The 19,578-nt window shown below is 28.7% G+C and carries 23 protein-coding genes and 1 tRNA gene; 2 read left to right on the top strand and 22 right to left on the bottom strand.

The window, feature by feature from the left end; all coding sequences use genetic code 11:
• Positions 1-8: 8 nt before the first annotated feature.
• Genes coaBC through dapF form a run of 6 tightly spaced genes read right to left on the bottom strand, consistent with a single transcriptional unit; the run spans position 9 to position 4,079 of the window.
• Positions 9-1,190 carry a bifunctional phosphopantothenoylcysteine decarboxylase/phosphopantothenate--cysteine ligase CoaBC gene (coaBC, locus tag GOQ27_RS14780; protein ID WP_203367650.1) on the bottom strand — a complete coding sequence of 394 codons (1,182 nt, stop codon included), beginning with the start codon at positions 1,188-1,190 and terminating at the stop codon, positions 9-11.
• Positions 1,191-1,202: 12 nt separating this feature from the next.
• Positions 1,203-1,412 (bottom strand): DNA-directed RNA polymerase subunit omega, encoded by a 210-nt coding sequence (rpoZ, locus tag GOQ27_RS14775; RefSeq protein ID WP_203367649.1) that lies wholly within the window; start codon positions 1,410-1,412, stop codon positions 1,203-1,205.
• Positions 1,413-1,415: 3 nt separating this feature from the next.
• Positions 1,416-2,018, bottom strand: a complete 603-nt coding sequence (gene gmk / locus GOQ27_RS14770; protein ID WP_203367648.1) for a guanylate kinase — start codon at positions 2,016-2,018, stop codon at positions 1,416-1,418.
• Between the two features lie 13 nt (positions 2,019-2,031).
• Positions 2,032-2,298, bottom strand: a complete 267-nt coding sequence (gene remA / locus GOQ27_RS14765) for an extracellular matrix/biofilm regulator RemA (protein ID WP_203367647.1) — start codon at positions 2,296-2,298, stop codon at positions 2,032-2,034.
• A gap of 17 nt (positions 2,299-2,315) precedes the next feature.
• Positions 2,316-3,197, bottom strand: a complete 882-nt coding sequence (locus GOQ27_RS14760; protein WP_203367646.1) for a YicC/YloC family endoribonuclease — start codon at positions 3,195-3,197, stop codon at positions 2,316-2,318.
• A gap of 57 nt (positions 3,198-3,254) precedes the next feature.
• Complete coding sequence (gene dapF, locus GOQ27_RS14755; protein WP_203367645.1) at positions 3,255-4,079, bottom strand: diaminopimelate epimerase; 825 nt, start codon at positions 4,077-4,079, stop codon at positions 3,255-3,257.
• 198 nt (positions 4,080-4,277) lie between these two features.
• Between dapF and GOQ27_RS14750 the strand changes: the two genes are divergently transcribed.
• Positions 4,278-6,050: an Rqc2 family fibronectin-binding protein gene (locus GOQ27_RS14750; RefSeq protein WP_203367644.1), complete on the top strand. Its 1,773-nt coding sequence runs from the start codon at positions 4,278-4,280 to the stop codon at positions 6,048-6,050.
• A 20-nt stretch (positions 6,051-6,070) separates the two neighbouring features.
• Here the strand turns inward: GOQ27_RS14750 and GOQ27_RS14745 are convergent, their stop codons facing one another.
• From GOQ27_RS14745 to GOQ27_RS14675, 15 genes are all read right to left on the bottom strand, one after another.
• Complete coding sequence (locus GOQ27_RS14745; protein ID WP_203367643.1) at positions 6,071-6,931, bottom strand: phosphatase PAP2 family protein; 861 nt, start codon at positions 6,929-6,931, stop codon at positions 6,071-6,073.
• A 107-nt stretch (positions 6,932-7,038) separates the two neighbouring features.
• The gene (locus GOQ27_RS14740) at positions 7,039-8,328 is read right to left on the bottom strand and encodes a uracil-xanthine permease family protein (RefSeq protein WP_203367642.1); all 1,290 of its coding nucleotides are present in this window, start codon (positions 8,326-8,328) and stop codon (positions 7,039-7,041) included.
• A 75-nt stretch (positions 8,329-8,403) separates the two neighbouring features.
• Positions 8,404-8,943, bottom strand: a complete 540-nt coding sequence (gene pyrR, locus GOQ27_RS14735) for a bifunctional pyr operon transcriptional regulator/uracil phosphoribosyltransferase PyrR (protein ID WP_203367641.1) — start codon at positions 8,941-8,943, stop codon at positions 8,404-8,406.
• Between the two features lie 163 nt (positions 8,944-9,106).
• A complete protein-coding gene (locus GOQ27_RS14730; RefSeq protein ID WP_203367640.1) occupies positions 9,107-10,018 on the bottom strand; it encodes an RluA family pseudouridine synthase in 912 nt (303 codons plus the stop codon).
• Between the two features lie 13 nt (positions 10,019-10,031).
• On the bottom strand, positions 10,032-10,481 hold the full coding sequence (gene lspA, locus GOQ27_RS14725) for a signal peptidase II (RefSeq protein ID WP_252187861.1): 450 nt from the start codon (positions 10,479-10,481) through the stop codon (positions 10,032-10,034).
• Between the two features lie 115 nt (positions 10,482-10,596).
• Entirely contained in the window at positions 10,597-11,259 is a 663-nt protein-coding gene (locus GOQ27_RS14720) for a TraR/DksA C4-type zinc finger protein (RefSeq protein ID WP_203367638.1), read from the bottom strand.
• Between the two features lie 270 nt (positions 11,260-11,529).
• Positions 11,530-12,345, bottom strand: a complete 816-nt coding sequence (locus tag GOQ27_RS14715) for a bifunctional 3-deoxy-7-phosphoheptulonate synthase/chorismate mutase (protein WP_203367637.1) — start codon at positions 12,343-12,345, stop codon at positions 11,530-11,532.
• Positions 12,346-12,368: 23 nt separating this feature from the next.
• Positions 12,369-13,064 carry a 5'-methylthioadenosine/adenosylhomocysteine nucleosidase gene (locus tag GOQ27_RS14710; protein WP_207751321.1) on the bottom strand — a complete coding sequence of 232 codons (696 nt, stop codon included), beginning with the start codon at positions 13,062-13,064 and terminating at the stop codon, positions 12,369-12,371.
• Between the two features lie 99 nt (positions 13,065-13,163).
• The gene (locus GOQ27_RS14705) at positions 13,164-13,628 is read right to left on the bottom strand and encodes a DivIVA domain-containing protein (protein WP_203367636.1); all 465 of its coding nucleotides are present in this window, start codon (positions 13,626-13,628) and stop codon (positions 13,164-13,166) included.
• Positions 13,629-13,641: 13 nt separating this feature from the next.
• Positions 13,642-14,433: a YlmH family RNA-binding protein gene (locus tag GOQ27_RS14700; RefSeq protein WP_203367635.1), complete on the bottom strand. Its 792-nt coding sequence runs from the start codon at positions 14,431-14,433 to the stop codon at positions 13,642-13,644.
• A gap of 9 nt (positions 14,434-14,442) precedes the next feature.
• Complete coding sequence (locus GOQ27_RS14695; protein ID WP_203367634.1) at positions 14,443-14,721, bottom strand: YggT family protein; 279 nt, start codon at positions 14,719-14,721, stop codon at positions 14,443-14,445.
• Positions 14,722-14,737: 16 nt separating this feature from the next.
• Positions 14,738-15,184: a cell division protein SepF gene (locus tag GOQ27_RS14690; protein WP_203367633.1), complete on the bottom strand. Its 447-nt coding sequence runs from the start codon at positions 15,182-15,184 to the stop codon at positions 14,738-14,740.
• Between the two features lie 12 nt (positions 15,185-15,196).
• Positions 15,197-15,880 carry a YggS family pyridoxal phosphate-dependent enzyme gene (locus GOQ27_RS14685; RefSeq protein WP_350445936.1) on the bottom strand — a complete coding sequence of 228 codons (684 nt, stop codon included), beginning with the start codon at positions 15,878-15,880 and terminating at the stop codon, positions 15,197-15,199.
• A gap of 18 nt (positions 15,881-15,898) precedes the next feature.
• Positions 15,899-17,182, bottom strand: a complete 1,284-nt coding sequence (locus tag GOQ27_RS14680; RefSeq protein ID WP_203367632.1) for a biotin/lipoyl attachment domain-containing protein — start codon at positions 17,180-17,182, stop codon at positions 15,899-15,901.
• Positions 17,183-17,313: 131 nt separating this feature from the next.
• Positions 17,314-17,619 (bottom strand): hypothetical protein, encoded by a 306-nt coding sequence (locus GOQ27_RS14675; protein WP_203367631.1) that lies wholly within the window; start codon positions 17,617-17,619, stop codon positions 17,314-17,316.
• Between the two features lie 248 nt (positions 17,620-17,867).
• On the opposite strand from GOQ27_RS14675, the gene GOQ27_RS14670 reads away from it, so the two are divergent.
• Positions 17,868-17,944: transfer RNA gene (locus GOQ27_RS14670), tRNA-Pro, on the top strand.
• Positions 17,945-17,994: 50 nt separating this feature from the next.
• Here GOQ27_RS14670 and spoIVA read toward each other — a convergent pair.
• Positions 17,995-19,473, bottom strand: a complete 1,479-nt coding sequence (spoIVA, locus tag GOQ27_RS14665) for a stage IV sporulation protein A (RefSeq protein ID WP_203367630.1) — start codon at positions 19,471-19,473, stop codon at positions 17,995-17,997.
• Positions 19,474-19,578 lie beyond the last annotated feature (105 nt).

The following is a 19,578-nucleotide window of genomic DNA, read 5'->3' as shown; positions in this document are numbered from 1 at the left end:
TCATCTTTTTATTTAATATTATCTAAAATTATTTTAGCTAAATTCTTCTTACTCATTAAAGGATATTCTTTTCTTGTTCCATCATTTTTTAATATTATAGCTTTATTAGTATCTCCTTTAAATCCAGCACCCTTTTCTGAAATATTGTTAGCAACTATCATATCAAGATTTTTATTTTTCATTTTCCCATTAGCATACTCTTCCATATGTTCTGTTTCTGCTGCAAATCCTATAATCTTTTGAGCCTTTTTAATTTCTCCACATTTTCTTAAAATATCAGGATTACGAGTAAATTCTATAGACATATCTCCTTCTGATTTTTTTATTTTATTTTTACTATAATATAATGGTCTATAATCAGAAGGTGCTGCAGCTTTTATAAGTATATTAGTAGAACTAAAATATTTTATAGTTTGCTCATACATTTCTTCGGTAGTTTTTATATCAATTACCTTAACTCCAGAAGGCTTTTGAAGATTCGTGGGTCCAGTGATTAAAGTTACATTTGCTCCTCTATCTCTGGCTTCTTCAGCTAAACTATATCCCATTTTCCCACTAGAATGATTAGTTATATACCTAACAGGATCAATAGCCTCTAAAGTGGGTCCTGCAGTAATTAAAACATCTTTTCCTTTAAAGTCTTTTTTTTTATTAAAATGATCAACTACATAATCCACTATTGTTTGAGGATCTGCCAACTTACCTGGGCCTATATCACCACAAGCTAGCCTTCCTTCTCCTGGTGGTATAAATTCATATCCTAAATTCTGAAGTTTTTCCATGTTTTGCTTATATAATGGATTCATAAACATCTGAGTATTCATAGCTGGAGCAAAAATCACTTGGGATTTAGTAGCCATTATTGTAGTACTTAACATATCATCTGCAATTCCATTAGCAACCTTACCTATTATGTTAGCTGTGGCAGGAACTATTAAAAATATATCAGCTTTTTGTGCTAAACTTATATGTTCTATATCCCATTTTAATGGTTCCTTAAACATATCTACTGTTACAAAATTTTGTGACATCGATTGAAATGTTAATGGAGTAACAAATTTAGTAGCGGATTCGGTCATTATTATATCAATATTAGCATTCAACTTCTTCAAACGACTTACTACATCCACTGCTTTATAAACAGCTATTCCTCCTGTAACCCCTAAAACAATATTTTTATCCTTAAGCATAATACTCACTCCCTATTTAATACTTGTCATATCAGGTCTTGTGTAAGTTACTTTATCCTCTGCTACTTCATGTAGTGCTATGGAAACTGGTTTAGTGGAGTTTACATCCACAAATGGATCACTACCTTCTACTAATTGTCTAGCTCTTTTTGATACTAATAATACTAAAGTGTATCTACTATCAACTTTTTTTAAAATGTCATTAACTGAAGGATATAACATTTTTTATACCTCCTCTATATTTTTAATTAGATTTTTTTGTCTATTTACTTTACATTTTTCAGCTTTAATAATTGCTTTTATATTATCTACTGCAGACTCTACTGTATCATTTAATACACCATAATCATACTTAAATACATACTTCAATTCTTTATAAGCGGACTCTAATCTATTAAGCATTGCTTCTTTTGTTTCTGTTCCTCTTTTTTCTATTCTGTTTTTCAACTCTTCCATTGAAGGTGGAAGTATAAATATAAATACACCATCTGGATATATTTCTTTAACTGAAAGAGCTCCTTGAATATCAATTTCTAAAAGAACATCTTTTCCCTCTTCTAACATATCTAATACATTACTCTTAGGAGTACCATAATAGTTGCCATACACCTCAGCATGCTCTAAGAATTGTTTTTCTAATAGCATATCTTGAAATTTATCCTTGGTGATAAAAAAGTAATTCTCACCATCAACCTCACCTATTCTAGGATTTCTTGTAGTAGCAGAGATTGATATATTCAAATCCAATTCATTTAATAATTCTTTACATATAGTTCCTTTACCAGCTCCTGATGGGCCTGAAACTACAATTAATAATCCTTTAGACATCTAGATCTCCTTTCTATTCTTTGATAATATCTTCTTCTATTTTATAGTCTAATCTATGGGCTACAGTTTCAGGTTGAACAGCAGATAAAACCACATGGTCACTGTCAGTTATAATAACAGCCCGGGTTCTCCTTCCATAAGTCGCATCAATTAACATTCCTCTATCTCTTGCTTCTTGTACAATTCTCTTTATAGGAGCAGATTCTGGACTAACAATAGCTATTATTCTGTTACCTGAGACAATATTTCCAAATCCAATATTAATTAGTTTTATTGTCAAAATTTATCTCCTCCTAACTATTCAATATTTTGAATCTGTTCTCTTATCTTCTCTAGTTCACTTTTTATTTCAACTACACTATTTGTAATCTCTATATCTCCAACTTTTGAACCAATAGTGTTAGTTTCTCTATTCATTTCTTGTATTATAAAGTCTAATTTTCTTCCAATTGAATCTTCAGATTCCATTGTTTTTATGATTTGATCAATATGGCTATATAACCTTACAATTTCCTCAGTTATATTAGATTTATCAGCAAAATAAGCAACTTCATTAGCTAATTTCATTTCATCAACTTCCACTGATTCATCTAAAATTGATTTTATTCTATTTTCAAGCTTTTCTTTATATTCTTCTACAACTATAGGAGACTTCTCTTCTATCTTGTTTGCTAAAGATTTAATATATTTAGATCTCTTTATTATATCTTCACCTAATTTTTTACCTTCTTCTATTCTCATATTATATAATTGATCTAAAGCTTCGTTTAATGCTTCGTTTAATACATTCCAAATAACATCCTCTTCTTCTTCTTTCTTTTCTACATTAATTATGTCTGGATATTTTATTATTTGGTCTATTGTTATTAGTGGATTTAAACCTAGTTCTTTATTTAATGTTTCTAATGCTTTCATATAGGATTTTGCTAAATCAATATCCACCATTACTTCTAGATTTGATGCTTTTAGATTTTCTAAGTTTATGTATACCTCAACTCTACCTCTTTTAACTCTATCTTTTATATTCTTTTTAATCTTCTCCTCGAGATATGATAAATGCTTAGGCATCCTTACTATTATATCGTTATATCTATGATTTACAGACTTAACTTCAATTGTAAATCGTCTTAATCCATCATCATTTTCTCCTCTACCGAATCCAGTCATACTTTTAATCAAAAAAATCAGCCTCCTAAATATTATAATCAATTCTACCACAAATTAGACTAAAGTCAATTATAGGTATATTCCTTTACAAATTATTTCTGCTGGTCCTGTCATATATACATCCTCATTTTCTGTATTTATATCAACATCTCCTCCAGGAAGATGAAGGGTAATATGATTATCTGTATCATGAATTAATGTACTAATAACAGCACTAGCTGATGCTCCTGTACCACAAGCTAGAGTTTTACCAACACCTCTTTCCCATGTAACAAGTTTTATATTTTGTTTATCTATTATCTCACAAAAGTTGACATTTGTTTTATTTGGAAATAAATCATGTTTTTCAATCATTGGGCCTATTTTATCTACATCCACTTTATCCAAATCATCTACAAATAATACCGTATGAATATTACCTAAATCAATAGTTGATATTCTTATAGGGGTATCATCAATAACAATCTCTTTATTAATAAATCCTTTTTCATCCCCAATTGGTATACCTTCACCTTTATAATGAGCTTTACCCATATTGGCTTGAATTATAGATTCCTTTCCATCACTCTTAATTATTCTAATTTTTACTGGTCCAGCTAGTGTTTCTACTATAAAACTATCTTTACATAGTATATCATTCTCATAAACATACTTAGCAAAACATCTGATACCATTTCCACACATCGGAGCCTCACTGCCATCAATATTAAATATCTGCATTCTAATGTCATTTTTATGAGATTCTTTAATAATAATCAATCCGTCTCCACCTATTCCTAAATTTCTATGGCATATTTCTTTAGCCAATTTAGAATAATCTTCATTATTATCACTTCTTCCATCAATTATAATAAAATCATTTCCTAATCCGTGATATTTAGAAAAATTTAACATATTCATCCTCCAATCTGCTATTTTATATATATTATTCTGCAATTTATCTATATTAGTAATTATACTACTAAATTATCCTTTTGATTTAAAAAACCCTTCTATTTATTACTGAATCTTAATATTTGAATATAGTCATCTTTATAAATATCTCTATTGATGTTATAATACAAAATAAAATGAATTATCGGAGGAATAATTATGTCTTTAGATGGAATTACATTAAGAAGCTTGGTTTATGAGCTTTCTGAGAAATTAATAGATGGTAAAATAAATAAAGTTTATCAACCTGAAAACGATGAATTAGTTATAGATATACGAAACAAAGGTAAAAACAATAAGTTAATTGTATCAGCTAGTAGTAATAATCCCAGAATACACTTTACTAATCAGACCAAAGAAAACCCTCAATCTCCCCCTATGTTTTGTATGTTATTAAGAAAACATTTACAAGGTGGTAGGATTTTATCTGTTAATCAAGAAGGTTTTGAACGAATTATAAGTATTATAATATCAACATACGATGAACTAGGTGTGTTGTCGGAAAAAGAGTTAATAATTGAGATCATGGGCAGACATAGTAATATTATACTAATAAATAAAAATGATAGAACTATTATAGACTCTATAAAAAGAATAACTTCGGATATAAGTAGCGTAAGACAAATACTGCCTGGTATGAAATACACCTTACCTCCTGCTCAAGATAAGACTAGTCCGATTAACTTAACTCAAGAGAAGTTTAATGAACTTATTAATAGTATTAATGAAGGAATAAAAGTCTATAAATTCATTTATCAAAGCTTTATAGGTGTTAGTCCTTTAGTAGCAAAAGAAGTTTGTTCTAGGTCTAATATTTATGAGAATTTAAACCTAGCTGACTTAACTGACGAAAATAAGAATAAACTCTATTTATCATTTAAAGAACTTGTTGACACTGTAATGAATGGGGACTCTTCCCCCACTATGGTTTACAACGATTATAAAACAAAAATTCTAGGTTTTTCAAGTATAGACCTTGTACAATTCAACGAAAGTATTAAGATATATTTTGAATCAACCAGCGAACTATTAGATACTGTATATGAAACAAAGGACCGATTAGACAGAATAAAACAAAAATCTTTATCCTTAAAAAAGAATATTAAAACTAAACTTGATAGAGATAAAAATAAATTATCAAAGCAAAAAGAAGAACTGTTTAATGCTAAAAATAGAGAAAAATACAAGATCTATGGAGAATTAATTACAGCCAACATATATAGAATCGAAAAGGGTATGGAAATTTTGGAAACTGAAAATTATTATAATGATAACGAGTTAATACAAATAAAGTTAAATCCAAATTTTACGCCATCACAAAATGCTCAAAAATACTTTAAGAAATATAATAAACTTAAAAGTGCTTTTAACGAAGTATCAACTCAAATTTCATTTACAGAAGAAGAAATCAACTATTTAGAAAACATATTATTAAGTATTGAAAATGCAACAAATTTACCAGAATTAGAAGAAATAAGAGACGAGTTAATTGAAGGTGGATACATTAAAAATAGAAAGAAATATAAACCCCAAAATAAAAAAAGTTCTCAATCTAAACCTCTTCATTATATATCAAAAGATGGCTTTGATATTTATGTCGGTAAAAATAACAAACAAAACGATAATTTAACATTAAAATTTGCAGATAAAGAAGATATTTGGCTTCACACAAAAGATATACCAGGATCCCATGTTATAATCAAAAAAAGTAATAAAGAAGTTCCCAATGATACTATATATGAAGCAGCTCTATTAGCAGCTTTTAATAGTAAAGGAAAAGTGTCAAGCAATGTCCCAGTGGATTATACGGCAAAGAAAAATGTTAAAAAACCTAATGGTGCAAAACCAGGAATGGTTATATATGAGAATAACAGTACTATTTATGTTACACCAACAGAAAAAGAGATTAGTAATATAAAAAAAGAAAAATAATTTCTATATCAAAAAAGCTCTCAATTGAGAGCTTTTTTTGACAATTTAAGTTGAATAAATATCATAGGAATTATTATAGTAGTAAATATTCCTATAGCAAAGTATCTCAAATAGTCAAATAAGTATGTATCAGGAAATATTATTTTGAATAAAGTCCTTGTACCTAAAAGAATAGAAATACCTAAAATAAATTTAATCAACTGTATATGTATTTTTGCTTTAACACTGAATTTAACCCTATTTTCCTGAATAAAATAACCTAATAAGGCTCCACTAATCAATGCAATTAATTTTAAATTGCTTTCGCTCATAAATATAATCAATAATATATTTGGTATTACAATTGAAAAAATAAAGACATTCAATATATGATATTTAAAAGGAGTTATCTTATCTATAATATACTCACCTATCACAGCAAATAAAATACCAAATGCCAATCCACCTAATACATCTATTGGCCAATGTACCCTTAGATATAATCTTGAAAAACCAACTAACAATATAATTAATACACCTAAAATATATATACTAGTCTTTTTAAGTTTTTTCATTGTAAAAAACCAAAATGTTGTGGTGCCTTGGGTATGACCACTGGGAAATGCATACCCAGGAGCTGATTGCTCATATAGTGGATTAATTCCCTCAAACATAAAGGGCCTTTCAGTGGCAAATACTGTTTTTAAAACACTGTTGCCAAAGACCGAAAAAACCAGTATAGTAAACATCTTTGCCCCTACATTTTTGCTAATACACCAGTAAACTACTGTTAAAGCAAGTATATAGAATAACTCTCCTCCAATATTTGTAATGAATATAAATAATCTATCCAAAACTGGATTGCTTAATTTTTGAATTCCCATCAATATTTCTGTTTGCATAAATCCACCTCAAGCTATATAGATTTAATAATTAATAATATTATAATTATATACAATAAATGCTAAAAAAAACAGGGTATATTTTCATATACCCTGTAGCCAAATTCTTATACACTTTCAGGTAGTAGTTTATTTATAACTATACCTACAATAGCGGCTAAACTTAAACCAACAATCTGTATACTGTCTGTTATTTTTATACCGATTAAGCCACTGAAAGCTTGAGTTCCATCTATTGTATAAAGACCTTGTTTAACTTTTAGAATTTCTGTACCTATACCTATTACTAAAATCAATGAAGCTACTATTAAATTTCTATTACTAGAAAAGTCAACTTCAGCTGTAGTTAAAGTTCTTATACCTACACTTGCAATCATACCGAAAAGTATTAAGCTTACTCCCCCCATTACAGCTACAGGTATTGTTTGTAAAACAGCTCCAACTTTCCCTATAAAACTCACTGATATTGCTATTACGGCAGCTATTCTTAGTATAGAAGGATCATAGTTTTTTGTTACTGCTAGTACACTGGTATTTTCACCATATGTTGTGTTTGCAGGACCTCCTAAGAACCCAGCAAATAAAGTTGCTAGTCCATCACCAATAAGTGTTCGATGTAGTCCAGGGTCTTTAATAAAGTCTTTACCTACAACTGCTCCATTAGTTGTTATATCTCCAATATGTTCCATGAAAACTGCTAAAACTATTGGTGCTATTATCGCTATAGCTTCTATACTAAACTTTGGTAAAGTAAATTCTGGTACACTTAATACCGAAGCTTCTGTTATCGGAGTGAAATCTACTATTCCTAATGCCATTGACATGGTATAGCCTACTAATACACCGCACAGTATTGGAATTACTTTAAACATTCCTTTGCCAAATACAGATACAATAATTACTGTAGATACTACTACCAGTGATACAAGCCAATTATTAGATGCCATTTCAATAGCAGTAGGGCTTAATATCAATCCTATCACTATAATCATTGGTCCTGTTACAATTGGAGGAAAGAATGACTTAACCCTTTCTACTCCGAAAAATTTGATCAAACCTGCAAAAAGTAAATATAATAGTCCTGAGGCAATTATTCCCCCTTGAGCATACCTTAGATCACCAAATCTAACGGATACTGCGCCTATAACGGGAATGAAAGCAAAACTTGATCCTAAAAAAACTGGTACCTTTCCTTTTGTAACTAAGTGAAATATCAAAGTTCCCATTCCAGCACAGAACAGTGCAACCGCAGGATTTAGTCCAGTAATCATAGGTACTAATACTGTAGCTCCAAACATTGCTATAACATGTTGTATGCTTAAAATACCCTTTCTAAATACATCTTTACTTCCAATACCTTTAAAACTTTTTGTCTTTACCATAGTCTTTTCTGCCATAAAAAAAACCTCCTTAAATAGTTTAGGAGGGAGATTACTCTCCCTTTTTCAGTCTCACAGGACCGAATTAAAAGGTTACGCCTTTTCTGTAATTGTAACTTCATCTTTATTATCTGTTTCTTTAAATTTAACACTAATTACTTCTTCCTTTGAAGTTGGTACGTTTTTACCAATAAAATCTGGTCTAATCGGTAATTCTCTGTGACCTCTATCTATTAATACTGCTAATTGTATTTTTTTTGGTCTCCCATTATCTACAATAGCATCTAACGCAGCCCTAACTGTTCTTCCTGTATATAAGACATCATCTATTAAAATTATAGTTTTATTAGATATATCTGTTTCTAGATGGGATTTTTTTACTAGAGGATTATCTGCTAACTCAGATAGATCATCTCTATATAATGTAATATCAAGTTCTTGTATAGGGACTTCCTTTCCCTCTATCTCTTTAATCTTATTAGCTATACGCTGGGAAAAAGGTACACCTCTTGTTTTTATTCCTATTAAGATTAGATCTTCTACTCCTTTATTCTTTTCAATAATTTCATGAGAAATACGAGTTGTGGCTCTATTTATAGCTTTTTCATCTAATATTATTGCTTTAGTCTTCATATTCTCACCTCCATTTAATAAATAAGTTCAAAAAAACTCCTTATCACTGATAAGGAGTTTTGAATACACTACTAGCTCAAACTCTTAATTCCTTATCAGCCTCTCGTGCTAATTTAAAGGTTCACTTATTTTTTTATATCATACCATATAAAATTAATAATGTCTACTTTTTCTCTAACAAATTTAATATCTTAGCGAAATCTTCTGGTAATTCAGAATCAAACTCTAAATATTCCTTTGTTCTAGGATGTTCAAATCCTATGATCTTAGCATGCAAAAGTTGTCCATCTAGATTAAATTTTTGATCTTTAATTCCATACAATGGGTCTCCAACTATAGGGTGATTAATATATTTCATATGGACTCTTATTTGATGAGTCCTACCAGTTTCCAATCGAGCTTCAATTAGTGTATATTTACCAAATCTTTTTAAAACTTCAAAATGAGTTACAGCATCTTTACTATTTTCCCTAGTTACACACATCTTTTTTCTATCTTTAGGATTTCTACCTACTGGTGCATCAACAGTTCCTTTATCTTCATTAATATTTCCTTCTACCAACGCTTGATATCTTCTTGTGATTGAATGCTCTCTAAGTTGTTCAGATAAGCTCATATGAGCGATATTTGTTTTTGCTATCATTAGTAACCCTGTAGTATCTTTGTCTATCCTATGTACAATTCCAGGTCTTATAACACCATTGATTGATGATAAAGTCTTTAATTTATAAAGTAAGGCATTTACTAGAGTTTTATTGTAATTACCTGGAGCTGGATGAACCACCATCCCTCTAGGCTTATATACTACAGCCACATCCTCATCTTCATATACTATATTGATATCAATATTTTCTGGCTTAACTTCTAACTTTTTTGGTTCTGGTAATTCAACTAGGATTTTATCGCCTTCATTAATACTATATTTAGCTTTAATAGTACGCTTATTCACAGTAACTCTTCCATTTTTAAGAAGTTTTTGTATATAAGATCTAGAAACTTCATTCAATTCTGATGCTAAGTATACATCAATTCTTCCTTCAGACTCTTCATCTACTATTAATTCAATTATATCCATTAAATCACTCTTTCTAATTTACTTCATGTTTATTAGTTAAAACTAATACTACTAATAGGATAGTACCTATCACTATAAAACTATCAGCTATATTAAAAACTGGAAAATCATAAAATCCCCAAAAGTTAACATCAATAAAATCAATTACATATCCAACTCTTAATCTATCAATAAAATTACCTATAGCTCCGCCAATTATCATTACTAAGCTATAATTCATAATTTTAGTATTATTATATTTTTTTATGTAATAGATCATACCTAGTACTATTAAAATTGTAATTACTAAAAAGAACATACGTTGATATTTCATTATACCAAAAGCAGCTCCATAATTTTTTACAAAATTAAATTGAAGAAATTCATTGATAAGAACGATTGGTTCAGATCCTTTCAAAGTGTTTAATGCCCAAAATTTTGTTAGCTGATCTAATAAAATGATTAGAATAGGAATAATATACATCAAATCCTCCTTATGATTAATATAATAATATAATAATATAATAATAATGTATATTATCAATAATTACAACCATAACATAGAATACAATAATAAGGACTATTGACAATAGCCCTTATTATTCTTTTTGATCATCAGGGATATCTTCCCTATTTTCATTACTTAATTGACCTTTATAATAACCTTCAGGTATGTTTTCTACATCCTCTACTGCCCCACTTTCTTTTTCATCAAATACGTCAAACATATCTCCTCCATTATTTGAAGGATCCTTATCTATCTTATTAAACTCTTCTACTTTCTGAAGGATATCTTCTCCATCAGTTCCTACATAATTTTCTTCACTGTTGTCCTTATTAGTCCTTCCAAAAGAATTTTTTAGAAATTCTTCCTCTACTGGTCTGTCACTCATAATAGCTCTTTCTACTTCTTCCTTGTGATCAATACATGTTACTGTATAAGGTATTATATCTAACCTTTCCTCTTCTATTTCCTTACCACATACAACACAATTCCCATAGTTATTCTCTTCAATATTTTTTAAAGCAATATCTATTTTATTAAGTATCATCTTTTCTCTATCTTTTAAATTAATGTTTTGTTCCTGCATAAAAGTTTCAGTCCCAAGATCTGCTGGGTGATTATCGTATACTGATAATTCATTTGTAGATTCTTGTAATGAACCTTCATGTTCTTCTTCTAAATCATGAATTGTATCAATTATCTCATTTCTTTCTTTAATTAACATTTCTTTATACTTTTCCATTTCATTTGTATTCATAGATACCCTCCTAATTTTGTCTATATTATTATCATACCCAAAAAGAAAACCCCACTATCTATATAATGGAGATTTCTTTGTTTATTTATTCAACTGTAAAAAGTCAATAATAAGTAAAAAAATAACAAATTATCTTTTTTAAATTTTGCATTCCAAAATTCAGATAATAATAGGAAAAAAAACAATAGATAGTCAGTATTTTCTCTTTCCATATAAACACCTCACGCTAGTTATATTACTATTGTATGAAGTAATATAACTAGCGTGACATTATTTTATTCCAGAAATACAATCAAAAACTCTATTAGTCTCTTCAATCAATTCATCAAATGCTCTAAAATCTATAGATTGATGTCCATCAGATAAAGCCTCCTCTGGACTAAAGTGTACCTCTACCATTATACCATCAGCTTCTACAGCTGCTGATGCCTTAGACATTGGTGCAACTAGACGTCTTACCCCTGTTCCATGACTAGGATCTATTATTATTGGTAATTTTGTTAGAGCTTTTAATATTGGGACTACTGTAAGATCTAATGTATTACGGGTATAGTTATCAAAGGTTCTTATACCTCTTTCACAAAGAATAATGTTATCGTTACCTTCTAATGCAATATACTCAGCTGCCATTAACCATTCTTCTATTGTAGCAGTCATACCTCTTTTTAACATTACTGGTTTATTCACCTTACCAACTTCTTTTAACAAAGTATAATTTTGCATATTTCTAGAACCTATTTGAATAATATCAACATAATCAATAGCATCTTCTACATCTCTAGGATCTAGAATCTCTGATACTATTTTCATATTATATTTTTCTCCACACTCTTTTAAATATTTGAGACCTTCAAATCCTAAACCTTGAAAAGAGTAAGGAGATGTTCTAGGTTTAAATGCTCCTCCTCGAAGAATTTTTATATTCTTTTCAGAAAGATATGAAGCTATCTTTTCTATTTGACTTCTACTCTCAACAGAACAAGGACCACCAATTATTGTAAAATTATTATCTCCTATTTTTACATTATCTCCTAAATCTATGACCTTTTTCTCTTCTTTATCTTTTCCAATGTATTTTAAATTCACTTTAATTCCTCCATTGCTGCTTCTTATAACCTACATAAAATTCTCTTTAGTATATTTACAGATTTATTACTAGCATCAATAACAAATTCATTAAAATTATTATCTGCAGAGCCATCGGCCTTATCAGAAATTGCTCTTATTATTACGAATGATATTTCATTGATATAACATGTATGACCAATTGCAGCTCCTTCCATTTCTACACAATAAGCATTAAATTCATCCCATAAAAACTTTTTCTTTTCTGGACTTGCCACAAAAACATCCCCAGAAACAATTCTTCCTTTATACACTTTATGATCTGCTAGTTCCATTTCTGTTGAGTTTATTGCTAATTCTACAAGCTTATTATCAGATTTGAACTTTGATATGTTTAGTCTTGGTATTTCTCCTAATTTGTATCCAAAACTTCTAGCATCAAAGTCATGTTCTAAAACATCATCAGATACTACAACATCTCCTATTTCAATATCTTCTTTTACTCCGCCAGCTACACCAGTATTAATTATAGTATCTACTTTATATTCTGATATTAGAATTTGTGCTATAATTGCAGCATTTACTTTTCCTATACCACATCTTACTAATATTATATTCTTACCCTGAAACTTGCCACTATAAAATATAGTCTGGGCTTTTATATCTTCTGAATCTATTTCCATCTCATTTTTTATGATTTCAATTTCTTCATCCATTGCTCCAATAATACCTAATTTCATTATAACGCCTCCATTTTTATTACTTATTAAATTATATATATTTTTAAAATTACGTCAAGTAATATATTTCTCTTAACATTAGAAAAAGGGGTTACCCCCTTAATTTTCTTCAGCTAATTCTTCTATAAAAAGTTCTTCTGACATTTCTAGTTGGGATCTAAGTAAAGTCTTAAACTTCATTTTAAAAAGTAACATTTCTTTTTTTGAATCTTCATATTCTTGATTAATGCTAATGACCTCTTTATTAGCGCTATCAATAATATCTTTGGCTTTCATTTCAGCTTCCTTAATCATGTTATCATATTTTGCTTTAGCATTCATATTAACCTCTTCAGCAGTCTTCTGAGCAACAACTAAGGTATTCTGTAATGTCTCTTCAATACTAGTATAATGTTTAAGTTGGTCATTTAACAAAGCCATCTTATCCTTCAATTCTATGTTTTCCTTATATAATTTCTCATAATCAGCTATAATTTCATCTAAAAAAGTTTCTACTTCTTTTATGTTATATCCCCTTACCCCTTTACCAAACTCTTTGTTTTGAATGTCCAATGGTGTTAACATTGCTACCCCTCCATTATATGTATTTATAAATTTGAATTCTTAATCTTCCTTTTTTAGATTCCCCTAAGATATCTTTTAATTTTACTCTTCCTTTTTTCCTTACAGATATTAAGTCCCCTTCATTAACTAGATAGGAAATATTATCTATAGGTTTAAAATTCACCTTAGCCTTATCACTTTTTATAATATTAGAACTATCACTTCTTGATATATTAAAAGCAGCACTAATAATTGTATCTAGTCTTAGAGAGGAAACAGTGGTAATAATCTTATTGTATTCCTCTTCAACATTATCAATCTTTTGAAGGGAAATCTCTTTGGAATCTACTGATTCTTTACCAACAGTATCTAGATTAAATATTATATAATCTGATAATTCACTACTAATTATTATTTGAGTGGATTCATCAGAGACATTGATATCACCTATTTTTTCTCTCTTTACTCCTAAACCCATTAATGCTCCTAAGAAATCCTTATGACCTAGATTTGCATGTTTATATTTTGCTTGGACTTCTATTGCTGATATTGTACTTTCTAAATCTGAATACTTTAAATAGTCAGGATACATTACTATTACTTTTCTTTCAGCATTATCATATCCACCTTCTTCATGGTATGATATGTCATTAAATCTATTTAGTATAGAATATGATAACTCTCTTTGATAAGGATCAAGAAAATCAGAAGAAACAATACTATGATTTCTAATAACCTTTTCTATATTATCTAATATCTTTCGTAAAGTTATAATCTGATCTTCATCCTGTATATGTTCTAAATATTTTTTCTTATCCCCAATCATATATAACTCCTAATATAATAATCTCATTATAAACCCGCTAACTAAGTCTAAGAAAAGAAATGCGAGTAATGGTGAAAAATCAAACATACCTGTACTGATTCCTAATTTATTAATTAAGTTTCTAAAAGGAGCTAATATAGGCTCTGTAATACGATAAATAAAATTCAACAAAGGATTTCTTAAATCTCTAATTATTAAAGTTAAAAAAATCCTTGCTATAATTAATATTTTCAATAAATCCATAAACATATCTACTGCTTGAGCTAAAACGTAATTATTTAATATCACTAAATCCACCTCTTATTTATTTCTTCCAAGGAAATAATCCCTTGTTTTTTAATTCTTCATGTAATCTACCATCTATTTCAACATTACTAGGTGCTAAAATAAATATATCTTTTGCAACTTTTTGAATATTACCCTCTAATGTATATATTGCTCCACTAGTAAAATCAAACACTTTTCTCTTTTCTTCATTTTCTATTTCTTGTAAATTTAATACTACAGGCTTTCTATTTTTTACATCATCTATAACTTTAACTATATCTTCATATTTTGTTGGTTCATGTATTACTAATTTTATATTACTATTAGTATGAATATTAAATACTTTCTTTTGTTTTGATTTACTAAATGATCTGTCATCTTCTACTAGATTTTCATTTTCTTCCATCTCATCATATTCTTCTTCTAGATCCTCTAAACCAATAAAATACTTAACTTTATTTAAAATACTTCCCTTTTCAGACATTTTTATTCCTCCTTATTTTCTCTTTCCAAAAATTCCTGTTCCTACTCTTATAATATTTGCACCTTCTTCTATGGCTACCTCAAAATCATTTGTCATCCCCATAGATAAATACTCCATTTCAATATGTGCAAGCTGCTGATTCTTTACTTCTTCAAATAATTCTTTAGCTTCTTTAAATACATATCTTATGTTTTGTGGATCCTCATCATAGGGAGCCATCGTCATTAAGCCTTTTACTTTTATATTAGGATATTCTTTTAAAACCTTTAGAAACTCCATAACATTCTCTTTTTTTAATCCAAATTTACTTTCTTCTTCTGCGATATTAACCTGTACTAATACATCTATTACTTTATCTATCTTTTTTGCTCTTTTATTTAGTTCCTTTGCTAGAGATTTTCTATCTAGCGAGTGTATTAAATCTACTTTATCAATAATATATTTCACTTTATTTGTTTGCAAATGGCCTATCATATGCCAATAAAGATCAGAATCACCTAATGTCTCATACTTTTTTGTTATTTCTTGAACTTTATTTTCTCCAATATCCTTTAGTCCTAATTCTATAGCCTCTGACATAATATCCACTGGGATTGTTTTTGTTACAACTACTAGGTTAATATCCTTTCTCTCTCTATTACTTCGATTACAAGCTTCATTGATTTTCTGTTCAATTTCTCTGATATTTTCATTAATTGAAATATTAATCCCTCCCTATTTCTCAATATATTTATTTATTAAATTTCCATCAATTATTACTTCATCATAACTAGTGACAGTACTATATCTTTCTTTATCTTCTCCAATATATATGTTGCCTCTTTCTCCCTGGTCAACAATACTAAAATCTTCATTTTCATAAAGTATCTTGATAGGCTTAAACTTAATAACAGTATCAACATTTTTAGTATAAACACCTTTTAATCCATCTTTCTCTACTATTGCCTTAGAAGGTATTTTTAATCCTTCGTATGTTTTTAATATTAAATCAACCTCAAGAAATCTTTCCTTGTAATACTTATGTAAAAATGAATCAAACTCAATTAAAACTAAGGTATTTTTTTTATCTGATTTTAAATTAATAATATTACCTTTTAAATCTTGTCCATCTTCTTTTACTCTTACTCTGATATTATCTCCTTTATTCAAACTATTTGCTTTTTCAATTGGTAGCTTAGCTAATATATACCAATTAAAATTATTTATTACTTTGACTACAGGTTGTCCAAATTCTATCTTAGTAAGTTCTTTTGTATTAAATGGTGTTTGTTTATCTAAATTTATATCCTTAGGTTCCATAGTTAAAACATTTTTATAGGAATAAACCTCTTCTAAATTATCAAACTCATAAGAAATAATTCCGGGTTCTTTACTGTAATATGTATTATTATTATTGTTCATATCTTTAGTTAATCTATTCTTCTTTTCTTCTAATTCCTCTATTCTTTGGGCTAGGAATCCTTCATTCTGTGTCATTTTATTCTTTTTACCTATTTTTTCTTCCAACTTTTCCCTTAAATCATCCAAACCTTCTGTTTCATCATCTTTTACTTTTGATGATATTTTTTTAGTAAGGACGTCTATCTCATTTTGAAGTTTCTTAATATCATCACTAAATAAAATATTTGATTTATTATCATCTTTTAATTTAGCTATTTTTTTATCTACTTCTTCAATCTGAGTATTATAGTCATAATTAGAGGAGTTGGAGTTATGAGTGACTAATTTTTCACCTTTACCAATCTTTTCTCCTTCTTCATAGTGAAACTTTAAATTACCCTCACCTTTTGACTCATATATACTTTCTTTTTTAACTACTATTGTCTTACTCTCAATAGTCTTTTCAATTCTTTCTTTCTCAATTAGATGTGTGCCTGAATTACTACTATAGAAACTAGGAAAAAAAGCAAAAAGAACACATGCAATTATAGCAATTAAAATACCTAGTCTTATTCTTTTTTTTCGTTTTCTTCTAATCTTTCTTTCCTCTTTTGACATTTTCACACCTCTATATCTAATATTATATATTTCTATATTATTTCAGTTTTTCCTGCATGTTTTTTATAAAACATAGGAAATTATAAAATTCACTTGAAAATTCGTCAATTTTATAATTTCCCAATATATTTTTAGAAAAATTTTCCATACTTACTAACCACTCTAATCTTTCTTATTTTATTAACTTTTAATCTCATTATTTCATTAGAGTGTGTAACTAATAAAAGTAAATTTTCTCTTTTTTTGGCACCAATAATTATACCATTGAATTTTTCTTCATTATTTAGTACTAGAGATATTTCGTCTCCAGACCTAACTTTTAATTCACCTATTAAAAATTCACTTATATCTGTTTCTTTTATATGATCATTGGTAACTACTTTATTATCTATTAAAATAGTATTATTTTTTAAATATACTTTTTCTTTTATTACCACTAGTATATATCCTATAGAGCTAACACTCAGGAGTACATATAAAAGATTTTTTAAAAAATATATTATCAAAATCATCACTACCTTCTAATTTCATTAATATTTTTAGATTATTCTTCTATAGAAATAAGTATAACATAATTTTTGCCAATTAGAAATATGGCTAATATACCTATTATACAGTGCTTATTTAGATATTTTTAAAATAACTTTACAAAAAAGTTATTTTCTTATATAATATTTTTTATTAACGGGATGTGGCGCAGTTTGGTAGCGCACAAGTCTGGGGGACTTGGGGCCGCTGGTTCAAGTCCAGTCATCCCGACCATATCATACATTAAAGGACTAAGGTATATACCTTAGTCCTTTAATGTATGATTAAATAATAATGCAGATCAAACCTCCACTACCATCATTAATAATTCTTTGTAATGTTCTTTGAATCTTACTTCTAGCATCCATTGGCATCATATTAATCTTACCTTGTAATTGTTCATTAACTAGGTCATGTAAAGATTTTCCAAACATATTTGATTGCCAAATTTTTGATGGATCATTTTCAAATTCATCTAATAAATACTTGACTAATTCTTCGCTTTGCTTTTCAGTTCCAATAATTGGAGATACTTCTGTTGTAATGTTAGCCCTAATCAAATGAAGAGATGGTGCATTTGCCCTTAGCTTAACTCCAAATCTGTGTCCTTCTTTAAATGTTTCTGGCTCTAATAATTCTAGCTCATCTAAACTAGGAGGAACTAAACCATATCCACTCTCTCGTACATCGTCTAAAGCTTTCTCTAATCTATCATATTCTTTTTTTGCTGATGAAAGCTTAGTAATAAGACTTAGCATCTGATGCTCTCCATTAATGTCATATCCAGTAGATTCACTAATAACCTTGTAGAACAGAGCTTCATCAATTGATATATCAACATTTACAATTCCTTTTCCTAAATCTATTTCTTTAATATTAACTTTTTCAATTATGTCACATCCGTATATTTCATCTGCCGCTTTATTTATCTCACTCAATTTTTGTATTGATGACGTATTTTCTATCACTGAATCTATTATCTTTTTCTTAATCCAATGGCTAGTTGTTAATCCATCTACCCAACCAGGTAAATCAATATTTATTTCTTGTATTGGAAATTCTAATAAAACTTTATCTAAGATTTCCGTTATATCACTCATGCTTAAATTCATACAGTCAGTAGCTATAACAGGCACTTTATATTTCTCCTCTAAGTTTTCTTTTAAAGCTACTGTACTGTCTAGTTCAGGATGTTTAGAGTTTAATAATAATACAAAAGGTTTATCTAATTCTCTTAACTCTTTTATTACTCTTTCCTCTGAAGGTATATAACTTGACCTTTCAATATCTGTAAAAGATCCATCAGTAGTAACCACTATTCCTATAGTAGAGTGATCTGTAATTACTTTTCTTGTGCCTATCTCTGCTGCTTCTTCAAAAGGTATTTCTCTTTCATACCAAGGGGTAGTAACCATTCTTGGTAGCTGATTCTCTTCATGCCCTAATGCACCTTCCACCAAATAACCTACACAGTCTACCATTCTTACTTTTAACTTAATATTATCATTTAATACTAGGTCCACTGCTTCACTAGGTACGAATTTTGGCTCTGTAGTCATTATTGTCTTTCCAGCACCACACTGTGGTAATTCATCATTAGCTCTTTCCTTCCTATGTACATTTTCTATATTAGGAATTACAAGTTGATCCATGAACTTCTTAATAAATGTGGATTTACCTGTTCTAACAGGTCCCACAACTCCGATATAGATATCGCCATCAGTTCTTTCTGCGATTTCTTTGTATATATTGAACTTATCCACTAACTTTCCCTCCTTTATAAAATAAAATAGATAGTTTCATAGCTCTTCTTAACATTATATATATTGTATTTCTATTGATAATATTACATGCTTGGGAAAGTTTTT

Origin of the sequence: Anaeromonas frigoriresistens, assembly GCF_016820655.1 — a bacterium.
Lineage (GTDB): Bacteria > Bacillota > Clostridia > Tissierellales > SIT17 > Anaeromonas > Anaeromonas frigoriresistens.
Note: the sequence above shows the minus strand (reverse complement) of the source record. Positions and strands in the feature narration are given on the sequence as shown.